This is a genomic window from Sulfuritortus calidifontis, assembly GCF_003967275.1.
In the GTDB taxonomy this organism is placed as follows: domain Bacteria; phylum Pseudomonadota; class Gammaproteobacteria; order Burkholderiales; family Thiobacillaceae; genus Sulfuritortus; species Sulfuritortus calidifontis.
Genome location: NZ_AP018721.1, coordinates 114,177 through 131,124, shown reverse-complemented (window position 1 = coordinate 131,124; position 16,948 = coordinate 114,177). Strand labels below are relative to the sequence as shown.

Genomic DNA, 16,948 nt, shown 5'->3' with positions numbered 1-16,948 from the left:
TTGGCGGGAAGGCCGGTCAGGCCTCTTTTTCCAGTTCCTCGATCGAGGTGTGGCGCACGTCCTTGCCCTTGACCATGTAGACCACGTATTCCGACATGTTCTTGGAGTGGTCGCCGATGCGCTCCAGCGCCTTGACCACGAACAGAAGGTCGATCACGGTGGAGATGGTGCGCGGGTCTTCCATCATGAAGGTGATCAGGTGGCGGGTGATCATGTGGAATTCCTCGTCCACCTCCATGTCCGCCCGGGCCAGCTGCGCCGCGACCGAGGTGTCGAGCCGGGCGAAGGCGTCCAGGGCGTTGTGCAGCATCTTGATGGCGAGGCCGGCCATGTACTTGATCTCGCTGTAGCGTGGCCCGGTCAGGCGATCGCCCTCGTAGATCTTCTTGGTCATGCGCGCGATCTTCGAGGCCTCGTCGCCGATGCGCTCGAGATCGGTCACGGTCTTGATGATGGTTAGGATCAGGCGCAGATCGCTCGCCGCCGGCTGGCGCAGGGCGATGATGTGGGTGCAGTCCTCGTCGGTCGCCACTTCCAGGGCGTTGACCTTGTGGTCCATGGCCATCACCTGGTCGGCCAGGTCCATGTCGCCACTGACCAGGGCATCGACCGCGCGGTTGATCTGTTCTTCGACCAGACCGCCCATTTCGAGGACGCGCGCGCGCACCGCCTCTAGTTCGGCATCGAATTGTTTGTAGGTATGTTCCGTGGGCATGACGTCCTCTCTGTAGTTCTACCGGCGGCAGGGCCGCTCACCCCATTATAAACGCGGCCGGCAGGCGCATTATGACAACTCGGTGACAAAGGGCAGCTCGATTCGGCGGCCGTCGATTTCCAGCGACATCACCCAGTCGCGCCGACCGCTGACGCAGACCGGCAGCACGATGCGGGCGCGGAACACCCCGTCGGCATCCGGCCGCAGGGTATAGAGGTTGAAGCCCATGTCCATGCCGGCCATTGTGAAATGGGCCTGGACCCGGCGCGCGCCCGGCGCCTTGAGCCAGAGCTGGAAGGGCTTGAGCACCCGCAGCTCGCCCTCGACGCCGACCGTCGCGCCATCCAACGGCAGCGAGCAACCTGCCCGGAGATCGGGGCACGACACGACCCTGGCCGGCTCGGGCGCGCGCATCTGCCAGGCGGCGAGCAGGGCGACGATGAGGCCGATGACCAGCCAGGGCGCCGCCAGCAACAGTTGTCGACGGCTCAGCGCCATGCCCAGCCTTTGAGCGCCACGCCGTGGGCGCCATGGCGGCGGGCGAGGTCGAGGTCGTTTTCCGCCAGGCCACCGAGTGCGAAGACCGGGATCGGGCTATGCGCCACCAGCTCGGCAAAGCGCGGCCAACCCAGGGTGGGGGCGCCCGGATGCGAGGCGGTGGGCAGCACCGGCGAGAGCACGGCCAGATCGGCGCCGAGTTCGACGGCGCGCGCGAGTTCCCCGGCATCGTGGCAGGAGGCGCCGACCCAGCTCAGCTCGGGCCGCTGCTTCAATTCGAGCCACTGCTTCGAGCCGAGGTGGACGCCGACGCCCAGCGCGCGCGCCAGTTCGATGTCGCCGTTGATCAAAAGCTGCGCCCCGGCGGCGCGGCAGCGCTCGGCCACGGCGCGCGCCAGCGCCTCGAAGTCCCTGGATGGCATGGCCTTCTCGCGCAGTTGCACCAGGCGCAGGCCGGCCGCGAGGCGCTCGTCCAGGCGCTTGAGGAAGATGTCGACGCCGAGGTTCTCGGCATCGGAGATGGCATAGACCAGCGGCAGCGACAGCCCGCGCAGGATGGGGCCGTTGGCCGGCAGGATGGGTTCGACCTCGGGCCGGCTGGCGTGGGTCCAGGCCAGCTGCTGGCCCTCGTGCGGCTGCGGCTCGCCCTGCCAGCCGGTGACCCGGAAGAAGCGCAGGTTCACCTGGGCGTGGGGGTAGTCGTAGCAGCGGCTGATCCAGGGATAGGCGCCGGTCACCGCGATGCCGAGCTCCTCCTCAAGCTCGCGCACCAGGGCCTCGCGCGCGGTCTCGCCGGCCTCGACCTTGCCGCCGGGGAACTCCCACCAGCCGGCATAGGCCTTGCCCTCGGGCCGGCAGGCCATGAGGAAGCTGCCGTCGGGCCGCTCGATCACCGCGGCCGCCACTTCGGTACGAGGAGCGTCGCGCAGCGACACCGCGTCCCCCGCTCCCGCTTGCGGGAGAGGGCAGGGGTGAGAGGGCGCAGGCCGTTGATTCATTTCTTCAACCCCCGCCGCCCGACCCAGTCGGCGGCGAACTGGCGCGCCACCCGGCCGCTGCGGCCGCCGCGCAAGATGGCCCATTGCAGGGCCTCGCGGCGCATGGTCGCGTCGACCTCGCCGCCGAGCGCGACAACCCAGCTTTCGACGATGTCGAGATAGGCGTCCTGGTCGAAGGGGAAGAAGGACAGCCAGAGGCCGAAGCGGTCGGCCAGCGACAGCTTCTCCTCGGTGCTCTCGCCCGGATGCACCTCGCCGCCGTGCCGGCTCGCCTCGGCGTTCTCGCTGAAGAACTCGGGCATCAGGTGGCGTCGGTTCGAGGTGGCGTAGATCAGCATGTTCTCGGGCGCGCCGGCGATGCTGCCGTCGAGCGCGGCCTTCAGCGCCTTGTAGGCGGGGTCGTCGGCCTCGAACGAGAGATCGTCACAGAAGACGAGGAAGCGATAGGGCTGGCCGGCGATGGCCGCGGCGATCTCGGGCAGGTGCACGAGGTCGGCCCGGTCCACCTCGATCAGGCGCAGGCCCTGTTTGGCATGACGGCCGAGCATGGCGCGCACCAGGGAGGATTTGCCGCAACCGCGACTGCCGGAGAGCAGGGCGTTGTTGGCCGGCAGGCCGGCCACGAACTGCCGGGTGTTGCGGTCGAGTTCCCTCTTCTGCTCATCGATGCCGCGCAGGCTCTTCCAGGCCACGAGCTGCGGCGCGACCACCGGCAGCAGGGCGCCGTGCTGGAAATGGCGCTGCCAGCGCGCCGCCAGGGTTTTTTTCCAGTCGATGGCCGGCGCTGCCGGCGGCAGCCAGGCATCGAGCCGATGGAGCAAGGTTTCAGCACGTGCAAGAAATTGGGAAAGCGGGTCGTTCATAATCGTCATTATTCTGGATTCCCGCCTACGCGGGAATGACGGGATGCGTTGACGAGTAACCATATCGTCGCTCCCGCGCAGGCGGGAGCCCAGTCAGGCAATGGTTTCATACAAATCCTGCCACTCCGGGTTCGATTCCTCGATGAGTCGCAATTTCCATGCACGGTTCCATTTCTTCAATTGCTTTTCCCGGACAATGGCCGACTCCATGGTCTCATGAAGTTCATGCCAAATCAGGGTGTGCACAGCATGGCGGCTCGTAAAGCCCTCGACCAAATCATTCTTGTGCTGCCAAACACGCTTGACCAGATCGGATGTCACGCCGATATAAAGCGTCCCATTCCTTCGGCTGGCGAGCATGTAAACACAGGGCTGCATGGCCTAGCACTCCCGTAGTCTGCCCCCGAGCGCTTGAGTCGGGGGCGGGAATGACGATTAGGTGCGGTACTCGGCGTTGATCTTGACGTAGTCGTAGGAGAAGTCGCAGGTCCACACCGTGGCGGCGGCCGGGCCGCGATTGAGTTCGATGCGCACCAGGATGTCGGATTCGGCCATCACCCGGCGCCCGTCCTCGTCGCGGTAGCTGGCGGCACGGCCGCCGTTTTCAGCCACCACGACGTCACCCAGATACAGTTTGATCTTGCCGACGTCGAGGTCGTTGATGCCGGCATAGCCGATGGCCGCGAGGATGCGGCCGAGGTTGGGGTCGGAGGCGAAGAAGGCGGTCTTCACCAGCGGCGATTTGGCCACGGCATAGGCAACCTGCCTGCACTCGGCCTCGCTGCGGCCGCCTTCCACCCGCACGGTCATGAACTTGGTGGCGCCTTCGCCGTCGCGCACGATGGCCTGGGCCAGTTCGATCATGAGATCGGTCACCGCATCGCGCAGCGGCACGAAACGCGGGTCGCCGTCGTCCATCAGCACCGGTGCCTGGGTCACGCCGGTGGCGATGAGGAGGCAGGAATCGTTGGTCGAGGTGTCCCCGTCGACGGTGATGCAGTTGAACGATTTGTTCACGGCGTAGCGCAGGATGGCCTCGAGCGCCTCGCAGGACACCGGCGCGTCGGTGGCGACGAAGGCCAGCATGGTCGCCATGTTGGGGTGGATCATGCCCGAGCCCTTGGCGATGCCGGTCACCACGAACTCGACGCCGTCGAGCGTGACCTTGCGCGAGGCGGCCTTGGGCACGATGTCGGTGGTCATGATCGCCTCGGCGGCGCTCGCCCAGTTGTCCGGCCTGAGGTCGGCGCTGGCGGCAGGCAGCGCGGCGATGATCTTGTCGTGCGGCAGCGGCTCCAGGATGACGCCGGTGGAGAAGGGCAGCACCTGCTGCGGCTTCAGCGCCAGCTGCCGGGCCAGGGCGGCGCAGGTCTCGCGCGCGCGCATGAGGCCATCCTCGCCGGTGCCGGCGTTGGCATTGCCGGTGTTGACCAGCAGGGCGCGGATACCCGACTCACCGTGCAGATGCTCCCGGCACAGTGTCACCGGCGCGGCGCAGAAGCGGTTCTGGGTGAACACGCCGACCACCTCCGACTCGGGCGCGAGCCGCATGACCAGCACGTCCTTGCGGCCCGGCTTCTTGATGCCGGCGGAGGCGATGCCCAGCTCGACGCCGGGCACGGGCAGAAGACTGGCGGGATCGGGGGCGGAGAGTTTGACCGGCATGTTCGCTGCGCTTTCGAAAGGGACGAAAGCGCCATTTTACGCCGGCCTCAGTCGGCGACGTAGAACCGGCCGTCGGTGAAGACCAGGGCGGCGCGCACCGGCCGCTCCGGGTAAAGCGCGGCCACCGCCTGGCGGTAGTCGGCGATCTGGGCCAGATGCGGCGCGGCGCGGCGGGCGAGGTCGGGCTCGTCCAGGCCGCCGGTCTTGTAGTCGAGCACCCAGACCTCGTCGTCGAATTCGACCAGCCGGTCGATCCGGCGCAGCGCGCCGTCGGCGCCGAGGTATTCCAGCTCGTTGCGGGCGCGGCGGTATCGGCCGGCATCGAAGAAGCGGGCCAGCGCGGGCTGCGCGACCATGCGCTCGGCGGTGAGGCGCGCCTCCTCCTGCAGGGCCGGCGCCGTCGCCAGCTCCTGCGGCGCCAGGGCCGGACCGCCGGTCAATGCCTCGAGATGGCGATGCACCCAGATGCCGAAATCCGCCTCCGCACCGGCCGTCGGGCGCAGGCGGCCGACCGGCCGGCTCGGGGGCAAGCTGATCGGCCCCGCCGTTGCCAGGGACGGCGCCGCTGCGTTTGCCTGCCAGGCCATTTCGGGCCAGACGGCCTTTTGGGCCATCTCCAGCGCCGCCTGCAGTCCCGGCAGCCAACCCTTGCCGGTATCCAGCCCGGTGACGAACAGCGCCTGCTCGGCCCGGGTCAGCGCCACATAGAGCAGGTTCAAGCGCTCGCGCTCATACAGCTGCCGCTCCTGCTCGAACAGGGCATCGCGGCTGCGGCCGCGCCAGTTTCTGGCGCCGAACAGCGAGAAATGGCGCGGCCTGTCCTCGGCCGCCGGCCAGTCGATCAGGGCGCCGTAGTGTTCGCGCTCGCCGCCCTCCTCGTCGGCCTTGATCAGGAACACCACCGGCGCCTCCAGTCCCTTGGCCGCGTGGATGGTGAGCATGCGCACGGCGTCGCCGTGATCGGCCACCGCCTCGTCCGGCGCGTCGCCGCCGGCCTTGTCGCGCAAGGCCTTGAGTTCGTCGAGCAGGCGCGGCAGGCTGGGGTAGCGGCCGCCGCCGACCTCGAGGCTAAGGGCGAGGAAGGCGCGCAGATTGGCCAGCACGCCGGGGCGCAGGCGCTCGGGCACGGCAGCCGCGTAGCGCGCTTCGAGCTCGGCCTCGTGGAAGATGCGGTCGAGTAGGTCGTGCGCCGGCAGCCGGCCGGCCTCGGCCAGCCAGCCGGCGAGCAGGCGGGCCGCGCGCTGGATGGGTGCCATCGCCTGCGGCGCCCAGGCCTGCAGCCGCGCATACCAGGGCCCTGAGCCGCCTTGCGCCAGGGCCATCAGGTCCGCGTCGTTCAGGCCGAAGATCGGGCTCTTCAGCACCTGGGCCAGGGCGAGGTCGTTGAACGGCATGGTCAGGAAGGTGAGCAGGGCGATGAGATCGCCCGCCTCCAAGGTGCCCAGCAACTCGCCGCGCCGGTTGCCGACGAAGGGGATGCCGGCCTGCTTGAAGGCCGCCTCGAACACCTCAAGCTTCGCGCGCGTGGCCGAGAGCACCAGGATGTCGCCGTAGCGGGCGGGGCGCGGCTGCGCGCCGACCTGCAGTCGACCGACGATGGCCTGGATCTTCGCGGCCACGGCCTCGGCTTCGTTGGCACGTTTTTCCGGCTCCTCCGGCGCGGGCGTGGTCAGCGGGTTGCGAAACTCCCCACCCCTATCCTCCCCGCCAGCGGGGAGGGGGTTTTCCCCTCCCCCACACGTGGGGGAGGCCGGCAGGGGGACCGCGATCACCTCGCACCAGCCAGGCAGTTGCGCCTGGTGCGCTGTATGTTCGGCGAAGATCGGGTAATCCGCCCGGCCGCCCAGCATGGCGTTGACCCAGGCGACCACCCTGGGCGCACAGCGCCAGGTCTCGTTCTGGGGAAAGTATTTCGCGTCGAAGTGGCGTTCGAGAAAGCCGCGCGCCTCGGCCAGCACCCGCGGCTCGGCCCGGCGGAAGCGGTAGATCGACTGCTTGGGGTCGCCCACCACGAACAGCGTCGGCCGCTCGCCGGCGCCGCCGTAGGCCGCGAGCCACTGGCGCAGGATGCGCCACTGCAGCGGGTTGGCGTCCTGGAATTCGTCGAGCAGCAGGTGCTTGTAACGGGCGTCCAGCTTCATCTGGATCGCGGCGGCGGTCTCCTCGTCGCCGAGCAGGCGGCAGGCCTCCCACTCGGCATCGGTGAAGTCGAGGCCGTCGCGCTCGGCCTTGAGTTGCTGGTAGAAATCGAGAAAGGCGAGGCCGGCGGTCAGGCCCCAGCGGTTGAGTTTCAGCGCGTCCTGTTCGTCGAGTCGCGCTTGGGTGGCGAGCACGCGATCGCACAGACGGCCATGCAGCTCCAGGAACTGCGCGCTCGTGGCCGGCGCCAGGCGCTTGTCCATCTCTTTCGAGGCCTTCCAGGCGCGCGGCTCGCCTTTTTGGGTGAGCAGAGCGGCCTGCAACAACTCAAAACACTCCCTCACCCCTACCCCTCTCCCGGAGGGAGAGGGGATGTTCCCCCCTCCCCCCTCGGGGGAGGGGCCGGGGGTGAGGGAAGGGTTGCCAGCCAAGTGGCTTAACGCCTTTTGTAAATGATCCGCCCGCTCCGCGGCCTCCTTCACGCCCTCGCCGTTCTTGGCCAGCAGCGGCAAATACTCGCGCAGCGCTGCCGCGAAGATCTCATCGGCCATAAGCGGCGTCAGCACATCGTCCGATTCGTCGACGCCGGCCAGTTCACTCAACCCGGCCACCGCCTCGGCCAGCGGCTCGGTCCGGCCCTCGGCCCAGGCCCACCACTCGGCCCGCTTGTGCACGAAATTACTCAAGAGCTCACGCACGCTGGCCAGCGGCAGCTCGGTGACCAGGGCGCGGAAGGCGGCCTCCTCGGGCGCGCCCGGCTTGTCGCGCAGCGACTCGGCAAAGCCCAGCCAGGCCTCGTCCAGCAGCAAGGCGGTGCTCTCGATCAGCATGGCCGGCGGCCGCTGCATGAGCGGGGCGTGGGCCAAGAGCTTCAAGAACCAGCCGTGGAAGGTGGTGATCTCCGGCCCCGGCCGGGCATCGACCACGGCGGCGAACAAGCCGCGCGCCTTGGGCAGCAGCGCCTTCGCCTCGGCCGCGCTCAAGCCGCGCTGGGTGAGGAATGCGAGCACCTCGGCCTCATCGGCCAGTGCCAGATGTTCCAGCCATTCCAGCAACCGCGCCCGCATCTCGCCCGCCGCCTTGCGGGTGAAGGTGATCGCCAGCAACTCCGAAGGCTCGACCCCGGCCAGCAGCAGCCGGATCATGCGCGAGACCAGCAGCCAGGTCTTGCCGCTGCCGGCACAGGCCTCGACCACGGCATTGGTGCCAGGGTCGAGGGCGGCAATCAGGGGAGACGGCGCGGCGGTCATGGCGGGATTGTAATCGGCCGGGATTGACGTGCCCGGTCAGTCGAAGTGACGCAAATTGTCAGTCCTCAAGAGCATTTCTACCACGCAATCTGCGTAACTTATTGATTATATTGTGATCGACGAGGCTGGCACGCTTCTGGCTGCACATACCGGGCCGCGCCAAGCGGTTACCCGCTTATTTTTTAGGAGATTCACTATGCAAGCCATGCGCAAAGTCCAAGCCGGCTTCACCCTGATCGAACTTCTGATCGTGGTGGCCATCATCGGCATCCTCGCCGCCGTCGCCATCCCGGCCTACCAGAGCTATACCGCCCGCGCCCAGGCGTCCGAGGCCTTCATCCTGCTCGACGGCATCAAAGCCAGCGCCGCCGAGGCCTTCCAGAACAATGGCACCCTGGCCAGCTACACCGTGCCCAGCACCGCCACCACCACTGGCAAGTATGTCAACTCCATCGCCGTTTCCGGTAGCCCGACTGCCTCGCAACTGATCCTGGAGGCCACGATGAAGACCACCGGCGTCGCTTCTGTCATCTCCGGCGATACCGTACAACTACAAACCAACGATGGCGGCAAAACCTGGGCCTGTAATGGTGGCACGCTAGAACCTGATTACCGCCCCACGGCCTGCCAATAATGGATTGAGCCTTTCGATCAAACCGCCCTTAGGGGCGGTTTTTTTTGCCCGACGAAACATGAATCAACTCAAGCCCTTCGAATTGCTCGGCCTGGCCGGCCTGTTCTGTCTGCCCTTTCTCGCGCCCAGCCATCTGCCGCCCATCCCGAGTTTCTATAACGAGTGGCTGGCCGGCGCCTTGGGCCTGCTGGCCCTGCTGCCGCTTATCGCGGCGCACCATGGCGGCGAACTGAGGCTGCCCGGTGTCATCCTGCTGCCCCTTGGCTTGATTTTGCTGCTGACCGTTCAAGCGGTACTGGGCCTGATTCGCTACCCCGGCCAGGCTTTTCTGGCCGTGCTCTACTTGGCTTGGGGCATGCTGCTGATGCTGGCCGCGCGATCGCTGCTCGACCGAATGGGCCTGAGCCGATTGTCGGCCCTGATCGCCTGGGCCCTGCTGATTGGTGGCTGCCTCAACACCCTGGCCGCCGTGCTCCAGACCTGGCAAATCCACAGCTTTCTCGATGCCATGGTCACCAACAAGGCGCCCGGCATACCCGCCTATGGCAATCTGTCCCAGTCGAATCAGTTTGCCGACCACCAGGCGCTTGCCCTCGGCTCCCTGCTCTATCTGTCGGCAACCCGACGCCTGCACTGGGGCCTGGGCATGACTCTCGGCCTGGGCCTGTTGTCCGGCTTGGCCCTATCTTCTTCCAAGAGCAGCTGGCTCTACCTGGGCACCTTGGCAGTGCTTGCCCTGCTGCTGCACCGCAAGCAGGGCAACGCCGCCAGCCGCTGGCTGACCTATAGCAGCCTAGTCTGCCTGCCCCTGTTCTTCGGCATCCAGGAAATCCTCGCGTCCTGGGCCGCCGTCGTGACCCCCAATGTGCGCCTGGCCTCGGCCAGCGGCCTGGGGGCCAGGGAAGAAATTTGGGCCCACGCCTGGTCGATGTTCAGCCACTCACCGTGGCTGGGCGTCGGTTACCAGAACTTCGCCTGGGAGAATTTTCTCCGCGTGGCGGCGGCCCCCACCAGCGCCCTGCAACTGCAGCCCTACAACAATGCCCACAACCTGCCCATACACTTGATGGCCGAGTTCGGCCTGGGCGGCATCGCACTCGTCCTCGGCGGCGGCTATTGGCTGTACCGCAACATGAAATCGTCGCTTTCGATCGAACGATGGTGGTTGTGGTCGCTGCTAAGCATTCTCGGCATCCACAGCCTGCTCGAATTCCCTCTCTGGTATGCCCACTTCTGGGGGCCTGCCGCCGTCTTGCTGGCCATCGTCGACGATTCGTCCCTGCCGCCGAGATTAAGGGCACAGGGTCTGCGCGTCCTTTCGACCCTGACATCCTTGCTGGGCATCGGCCTGCTGGGTTTATGGCTTCATGCCTATAGCAGCCTGGAGCAGGCCTACCAGCATAGGCCGCAGGGGCCGGGCCATTCAGACCGGCAGCGCCTGATCGGATATTTGACCGACGCGCAGCAGGCGCGCATATTCCAGCCGCAAATCGACGTCTTTTTCGCCTTGTTGCCGGTTAGCCTCGAACGGCCGCAAGAATGGCCGATGATGCTGCAATTCAATATCCAAGCCATGCACACCATCGCGGCGCCCGGCTATGTCTATCGGCAAGCCTTGCTACTCAGTTTGGTCGGCGAACAGGCTCAGGCTCAGGCTCAGCTTAAACTCGCGATGCGCGCATATCCTTCCTATCTGCCCACCTTCATTGGTGGGCTCGGGCATGCCGCTACTGAGCACCCGAGCATCCGGGATTTGCTCCATCTGGCCAGTGATGCCGCAGGAAAATAATCTTCTGGCCATTCGAGCGACGGCAGATACCGCGGTCGCTCTCAGTACAGCCAGACACAGGGCCATTCCATGATGCCAATCGGCCTCATAGCCGCCTTCAGCTTTTTGCAGCATGCGGTTTATCCCATTTGCCTGATTGTCCTGCTCTGGGGCGTCATGAGGCTCCTCCGGGCATTGGGGCACAGTTCGCGATTCGATCACTGGGATTTGCTCCTGGCGCTCTGGCTAGGGTGGCTAATCGTAGCCCAATGGCTAACAGAAGCCCCCGCCGCAGGCACCTTCCTGGAGTGGTCGCTGCTGCTGTTCGCGATGGTCTTTTTGGCCTGGCGCCGCCATCAGGATTTATCCTCTGCCCGCTGGCCGACCTTGCACCGCTGGCTCTGGTTCTTCGGCATTGCCCTGGCCATCTGGGGCCTGCAGCAGGATCCGGCCAACACCTACAGCAACAAGATATCCGGCCCCTTCCTCGACCCGAATCTTTATGCAGCCTCGCTCAACCTGTTCTGGCTGCCGTTGGCCGCACTTTTTCTTGGTCAGATGTCTGCCAGCAAGTGGCGCAGCGCTGCCGCGCTCGCGGGACTTGGATTGATCGCCACGGCGTTTTTCCTTGCGGCGTCACGTGGCGCCACCCTAGCGGCCCTGCTGCTGTCTCCCCTGATTGTCTGGCATTGTCGCGCCACTCCCGGTTTTACCAGGCGTGCGATGCAGCTCGCCTCGGTCACCCTGGCGGCCTATGCCTATGCACGCTGGGCCAGCCCCCACGACGTGGCTGCCCGGCTCATCGTCACCCTTAGCGATGGCGATAACTCGCGCCTGATGCTGTGGAAAGCCACCTTCGATCTGATCCTCAACGCCCCCTGGCATGGCATCGGCCTGGGCGGTTTCCGCTCGGCCTACCCGCTCACCCGGATGCCGGAGGAGAACCTGACCGCCGGCATCTGGAGCCACAACGACTACCTCCAGCTCTGGCTCGAAGGCGGCATCATCACCCTGCTCTTCGTGCTGGTCTTCTTCGGCGTCTTTGCCTGGCTGGCCTTCGATGCCTTGCGCCGCCGGGCGGACGCCGCCGCCATCGAGCAGCTGGGCCTGGCCTGCGGGGCGCTGGCGTTGTTCATCCACGCCGGGGTGAACTTCATCCTCTATTTCGCCTTCGTCAACGTCTTTCTCGGCCTGTACCTGGCGCGCGCGCTGCAATTACGCGGCAGCACGCCGGACAAGGGCTGGGTGTTGCCGGTGCGGCCCATCGTGGCGCAGACGGCGGTGCTCGCCCTGGCCTTCGCCGGCCTGCTCAATCTCGCCGGCCACCTCGGCATGCAACTCTTCCTCGGCGGCTCGCAATACGGCATGCAGGCGATCCGCGCCCTGGGCCACGAGCCCAACACCTATGAGATCGCCCATCGCCTGGCCCGGCTGCTGCCGGATGCGCCGGCGCCGCGTTACGTCATGGCCAAGCAGATGGAGAACGTGCTCAACGCCGGCGGCACCGGCAAAGCCGAGATGGACCGCGAGGCCTTCGAGCTGGCGACCGAGCATTACGAGGCGGCGCGCCGGCTGGCGCCCTGCCATGTCAGCTTCGGCATCGCCGAGGCGGACTTTCTTCGGCGCCATGCCCGCCATGGCGCGCCGGGTCAGGCACAGCGCCTCGCGATCGAGGTGTTGCGCGACAACCTGGCCTGCAATCCGCGCCACGGCCTGAGCCTGTACTTGCTGGCGCGGCAACTGGCGCAGCAGGGCGACGAAAACGGCGCCCGTACCCTCCTGGTGTTCGGCATCCGCAATGCTTTGTTCGGACCGGAAAGGCTGGTGCTGATCGCTGCGCTGCGCGGCCTCGACCATCCGGCCTTCGCCGCGCCTTATGAACAGCTGGCCACGGAGATGGGCCAGCGGCTGTTCTATTACGAGAACAATCCCACCGCCCGGGAGAAGACTGATTTCTGGCAGGAAAAGCAGCGGCAGCTGGCCCGGCTCAGAGCCGAGGCACTGGCCACCGAGGCGCGCTTGGCCAAGCCGCCCGCCAGCGCAGCCAGACCCTGAGCCGGCGGTAGCCTTCGCCATCCAGGCTGTCCGCCAGCACGATCACGACGCGCGCACGGCCGTCGATGCGCAGGTGAAGGACCGTGCACATCGGCGACACCAAACTGCCCGCTCTGATTTCGCACAGCTGCCAGTCGTTCGCGCCTTCTGCCATGAGCAGGTTGCCGTCGGCCAGACAGCGCAACCTGACTGGCGGCCGGCGCCGCAACGCCAGGATTGCACTGAGCGCGACCAGCCCGAGGCCGGCCAGTTGCAGTGGCCAGCCGATATCGGCCGACGCCACGCCCAGCGCGGCCAGGCCATGCAGACCGAGCGCGAGCACGGCCAGCCTGCGCGAGGCGCGGATCGTGCAGCTCAGCATTTCGTTCATGGCTCACCACCCTCATTTTCTTCGGCCTTATTTTCCTTTGGCCGGCCAACTTTGGTTACCCTAACGATTATGCGCCTTCGTCTTTTGCTCGCCTGTCTCGTTTTCTCCCACCTTGGCTTCGCCGACGCCTTGCCGCCGGAGATCGGTGCTGCGCTGCAGCAAAGCGGGATCCCGGATACGCACCTAGGACTCGTGCTGCAGCCGCTCGATGCCGCCGCGCCGCAGTTGGCCTGGGGCGAGCAGCGCTCGCTCAACCCCGCCTCGGTGATGAAGCTGGTCACCACTCTGGCCGCGCTGGACAGCCTGGGCCCGGCGCACAGCTGGAAGACGCGCGTGCTCTACGAGGGCGAGATCGCCCACGGCGTCCTCAAGGGCACGCTGATCTTGCAGGGCGGCGGCGACCCCTCGCTGACGCTGGAGCGCTTCTGGCTGCTGCTGCGCGAGCTGCGCCAGCGAGGCATCCGCGAGATTCGCGGCGACATCATGCTCGATCAGACCTTCTATCTGATCGAGCCCGTCGACCCCGGCCGCTTCGACCAGCTGCCGCTCAAGCCCTACAACGCCGCCCCGGCCGCCTTGATGGTCAGCCAGAATGCCGTTGCCCTGCGCCTGGCGCCCGAGGGCCGCAAGGTGCGCGCCGCCCTGGAGCCGACACTCGCCACGGTGACCGTGCACAATCAGCTTGGCCTCGACGATCAGGCCTGCAACGGCTGGCAGGACGGGCTTGGCCTCAGCCTGGACGGCCGCGCCCTGCGCCTCATGGGGCGCTACCCCTCGTCCTGCGGCGAGCGCACGCTCTGGCTCAACCTGCTGCCGCCTAACGAGACCGTCGCCGAGGTCTTCGCCGCCCTTTGGCGCGAACTGGGCGGCACGCACAAAGGCCGCATCCTCCCTGGCCCGGCGCCTGCCGCGGCCCAAGCCCTGTTCGAGTTCGACTCCCAGCCCCTGTCCCTTATCGCGCGTGACATCAACACCTACAGCAACAACGTCATGGCCAAGATGCTGCTGCTCAACCTCGGCGCTGCCCGCTATGGCGCGCCGGCCTCCTGGGACAAGGGCGTCCGCGCGATCCGCGCCTGGCTGGCGGAAAAGCGGCTGGAGATGCCCGAACTGGTGCTGGAAAACGGCGCCGGCCTGTCGCGCATCGAACGCATCTCGGCCGCCTCGCTCGCCCGGCTGCTGGCCTGGGCACCGCAAAGCCCGGCCTATTACGCCTTCGCCGCCTCGCTGCCGGTGCTCGGCCAGAACGGCACCCTGAAGAGCCGACTCAAGGACAGCCCATACGCTGGCCGGGCCTGGCTCAAGACCGGCAGCCTCAATGGCGTGCGCAACCTGGCCGGCTATGTGTTGGATGGCCAGGGCCGGCGCAAGGTCTTGGTGCTGCTGATCAATCACGACAAGGCCGAGGCGGCCGGACCGCTTCAGGAAGCCTTGATCCGCCTGGCGGTACATCCGTACCCCCAATAAGCAGGCGGCTCCCAGGGTAATTTAGCGAATACTTATGCACATAGCGCAATGAAAATCTCCATGCCCTGTCAAGGGCTTGAGATAATTTTCAAATCAAATTTAACTTATTGAATTTAAATGACAAAAACTTTGCGCATTTTCTGGGCTGAAGCGCATAAAGGCCCTGCCCACAAGCCTTTTTTGCATATTTGCGACAGCTTTTCCACAAAGTTATCCACAGATTTCGTGGACAAGTGGAAAACTACCTTGGCTCCGTTGGGGTTTGCGCCAATCCTGAAGATTTCACTTTAACTTCCAGCCCTAACATCAGCGATGTCCATCGTCCGCGTCGCCCTCGACGTCCCCCTGCCCAAGCTGTTCGACTATCTGGCCGAGGGGGCCGGGCGCGCCGACATCGGCCGTCGGGTCATCGTGCCATTCGGCCAGCGGCGCCAGGTCGGCCTGATCGTGGAACTGGCCCAGGCCAGCGAGGTGCCGGCAGCCCAGCTCAAGGCGGTGATCGCCATCGACCGCGACCTGCCCCCCATGCCGGCGGAGTGGCTCAAGCTCGCCCGCTTTGCCGCGACTTATTATCAGCACCCGCTCGGTGCCACCCTGCTCTCGCTGCTGCCGCCGGCGCTGAAGCGGCTCAGGCCGCCGCGGGCCGAGGCGCCGACGGCCTACGTCCTGACCGCGGCCGGCCTGGCCCATATCCCCGAGATCAACCCGCGGGCCAAGGCTCAGCGGCAACTGGCCGAACGTTTGCAACAAGGCCCCCTGCCCGTGAGTGAGGCCGGCCCCTGGCGCGGCCAGTTGCGCCTGTGGCACCGGACCGGCTGGGTCGAGGCCGCCGAGACGATGCCTGCCAGCCCGGCCACGCCTTCGGCCAAACCCGAATTGACGCCGGACCAGGCGGCGGCGCTGGCCGCCGTACGCGCGGCACCGGCCGGCTTTGCCGCCTGGCTCTTGCACGGCGTCACCGGCAGCGGCAAGACCGAGGTCTATCTCAGGCTGATCGAGGAGGCGCTCGCCGCCGGCCGCCAGGCCTTGGTCCTGGTGCCCGAGATCCACCTCACGCCGCAGACCGAGGCCGCCTTCCGCAACCGCTTTCCCTCTGCCCGCCAGATCAGCCTGCACAGCGGCCTGGCCGATGGCGAACGCCTGCGTGTCTGGCGCGCCTGTCTCGACGGCCGGGTCGATCTGGTGCTCGGCACCCGCCTGGCGGTGTTCACACCGCTCAACCGCTTAGGGCTCATCGTGGTCGACGAGGAGCACGACGCCTCCTACAAGCAGCAGGAAGGCCTGCGCTATTCGGCGCGCGACGTCGCGGTCTGGCGCGCGCGCCAGCTCGACATTCCGATCGTACTCGGCTCGGCCACGCCGGCGCTGGAGACCTGGCGCAACGCCGCACGCGGCCGCTACCGTAGGCTGGAACTGTCCGCGCGCGCCCACGCCGAGGCCGTGCTGCCGGCGGTGAAGCTGATCGACACCCGGGTCGACCGGCCGCGCCTGGGCCTGAGCGCCAGCCTGATCCGCGCCCTGCAGGACCGTCTGGCGCGCGGCGAGCAGAGCCTGCTGTTCATCAACCGGCGCGGCTACGCTCCCACCCTGTATTGCAATGCCTGCGGCTACGTCGTGCCCTGCCCGCGCTGCTCGGCGCATCAGGTGCTGCATCGCAAGGGCGAAAAATTCGAGCTGCGCTGCCACCATTGCGGCCTGCTGACGCGCCCGCCCGAGGTCTGCCCCGACTGCGGCAGCCCCGACCTGCGCCCGGCCGGCCAGGGCACCCAGCGCCTGGAGGAAACCCTGGCGACGCAGTTTCCCGAGGCGCGCATCCTGCGCATCGACCGCGACACCGCCTCGAGGCGCGGTGCCTTCGCCGCCATGCGCGAGGCGGTGAACGCGCGCGCGGTCGACATCCTGGTCGGCACCCAGATCGTGACCAAGGGCCACGACTTTCCCCACCTCACCCTGGTCGGCGTGCTCGGCGCCGACCAGGCCCTGCTCTCGCCCGACTTTCGCGCCACCGAGCGCCTGTTCGCCCAACTCATGCAGGTGGCCGGCCGCGCCGGCCGCGCCGGGCGACCGGGCGAGGTGCTGGTGCAGACCGGCTATCCCGGGCATCCGCTCTATCGCGCGCTGCAGGCCCACGACTTCGCCCGCTTCGCGGCGCAGATGCTGAAGGAGCGGCGCGAGATGGAGTTCCCGCCATTCAGCCACCAGGCCCTGCTCCGGGCCGAGGCCGAACGGATCGACGTTGCCCTCGCCTTCCTCGACAAGGCCAAGCAGGCGGGTCTTGCCCTGGCGCGGCAACACGGCGTCAGCCTGTTCGACCCCACCCCTGCCCTGCTCGCCCGCGTCGCGCGACGCGAGCGGGCCCAGCTCCTGGTCCAGGCCGGCAGCCGCGGCCATCTGCAAGACTTTCTCGGCCCCTGGCTGGAGGCGGTGCGCGGCCTGCCGGCGCGCACGCTGAAGTGGAGCATCGACGTCGATCCGCTGGACTTCTAGCCCGGTCGAACCGGCATGATGCAGCTATAATTCGCGGAA

The 16,948-nt window shown here is 67.0% G+C and carries 13 protein-coding genes; 5 read left to right on the top strand and 8 right to left on the bottom strand.

Annotated features, from left to right (window positions below; genetic code table 11):
* Nucleotides 1–16: 16 nt before the first annotated feature.
* The 7 genes from phoU to EL388_RS00695 form a co-directional block, all read right to left on the bottom strand.
* Nucleotides 17–715, bottom strand: a complete 699-nt coding sequence (gene phoU, locus EL388_RS00725) for a phosphate signaling complex protein PhoU (protein WP_126458164.1) — start codon at nucleotides 713–715, stop codon at nucleotides 17–19.
* Between the two features lie 69 nt (nucleotides 716–784).
* Nucleotides 785–1,213 carry a hypothetical protein gene (locus tag EL388_RS00720; protein WP_126458161.1) on the bottom strand — a complete coding sequence of 143 codons (429 nt, stop codon included), beginning with the start codon at nucleotides 1,211–1,213 and terminating at the stop codon, nucleotides 785–787.
* On the bottom strand, nucleotides 1,204–2,148 hold the full coding sequence (locus EL388_RS00715; protein WP_338057661.1) for a Nudix family hydrolase: 945 nt from the start codon (nucleotides 2,146–2,148) through the stop codon (nucleotides 1,204–1,206). Before EL388_RS00715 ends, EL388_RS00720 begins: the two co-directional genes overlap by 10 nt.
* Nucleotides 2,149–2,207: 59 nt before the next feature.
* Complete coding sequence (locus EL388_RS00710; RefSeq protein WP_126458155.1) at nucleotides 2,208–3,074, bottom strand: ATP-binding protein; 867 nt, start codon at nucleotides 3,072–3,074, stop codon at nucleotides 2,208–2,210.
* Between the two features lie 93 nt (nucleotides 3,075–3,167).
* Nucleotides 3,168–3,434, bottom strand: coding sequence for a GIY-YIG nuclease family protein (locus EL388_RS00705; protein WP_232019143.1), 267 nt, complete (start codon nucleotides 3,432–3,434; stop codon nucleotides 3,168–3,170).
* A 75-nt stretch (nucleotides 3,435–3,509) separates the two neighbouring features.
* Complete coding sequence (gene argJ, locus EL388_RS00700; protein ID WP_126458149.1) at nucleotides 3,510–4,739, bottom strand: bifunctional glutamate N-acetyltransferase/amino-acid acetyltransferase ArgJ; 1,230 nt, start codon at nucleotides 4,737–4,739, stop codon at nucleotides 3,510–3,512.
* A gap of 47 nt (nucleotides 4,740–4,786) precedes the next feature.
* Nucleotides 4,787–8,128: a UvrD-helicase domain-containing protein gene (locus EL388_RS00695; RefSeq protein ID WP_126458146.1), complete on the bottom strand. Its 3,342-nt coding sequence runs from the start codon at nucleotides 8,126–8,128 to the stop codon at nucleotides 4,787–4,789.
* 205 nt (nucleotides 8,129–8,333) lie between these two features.
* Between EL388_RS00695 and EL388_RS00690 the strand changes: the two genes are divergently transcribed.
* The 3 genes from EL388_RS00690 to EL388_RS00680 all read left to right on the top strand — a co-directional run bounded on the left by EL388_RS00690 (nucleotide 8,334) and on the right by EL388_RS00680 (nucleotide 12,585).
* Nucleotides 8,334–8,762, top strand: a complete 429-nt coding sequence (locus EL388_RS00690) for a pilin (protein WP_197721840.1) — start codon at nucleotides 8,334–8,336, stop codon at nucleotides 8,760–8,762.
* 178 nt (nucleotides 8,763–8,940) lie between these two features.
* On the top strand, nucleotides 8,941–10,551 hold the full coding sequence (locus EL388_RS00685; protein WP_172599371.1) for a PglL family O-oligosaccharyltransferase: 1,611 nt from the start codon (nucleotides 8,941–8,943) through the stop codon (nucleotides 10,549–10,551).
* A gap of 318 nt (nucleotides 10,552–10,869) precedes the next feature.
* Nucleotides 10,870–12,585 (top strand): O-antigen ligase family protein, encoded by a 1,716-nt coding sequence (locus EL388_RS00680; protein ID WP_165919205.1) that lies wholly within the window; start codon nucleotides 10,870–10,872, stop codon nucleotides 12,583–12,585.
* On the opposite strand, the gene EL388_RS13780 is transcribed toward EL388_RS00680, so the two are convergent.
* A complete protein-coding gene (locus EL388_RS13780; protein ID WP_165919204.1) occupies nucleotides 12,518–12,955 on the bottom strand; it encodes a protein YgfX in 438 nt (145 codons plus the stop codon). The two genes, EL388_RS00680 and EL388_RS13780, sit on opposite strands and share 68 nt — an antisense overlap.
* Nucleotides 12,956–13,024: 69 nt before the next feature.
* On the opposite strand from EL388_RS13780, the gene dacB reads away from it, so the two are divergent.
* Complete coding sequence (dacB, locus tag EL388_RS00675; protein WP_165919203.1) at nucleotides 13,025–14,422, top strand: D-alanyl-D-alanine carboxypeptidase/D-alanyl-D-alanine endopeptidase; 1,398 nt, start codon at nucleotides 13,025–13,027, stop codon at nucleotides 14,420–14,422.
* 312 nt (nucleotides 14,423–14,734) lie between these two features.
* Nucleotides 14,735–16,909: a primosomal protein N' gene (locus EL388_RS00670; RefSeq protein WP_126458131.1), complete on the top strand. Its 2,175-nt coding sequence runs from the start codon at nucleotides 14,735–14,737 to the stop codon at nucleotides 16,907–16,909.
* Nucleotides 16,910–16,948 lie beyond the last annotated feature (39 nt).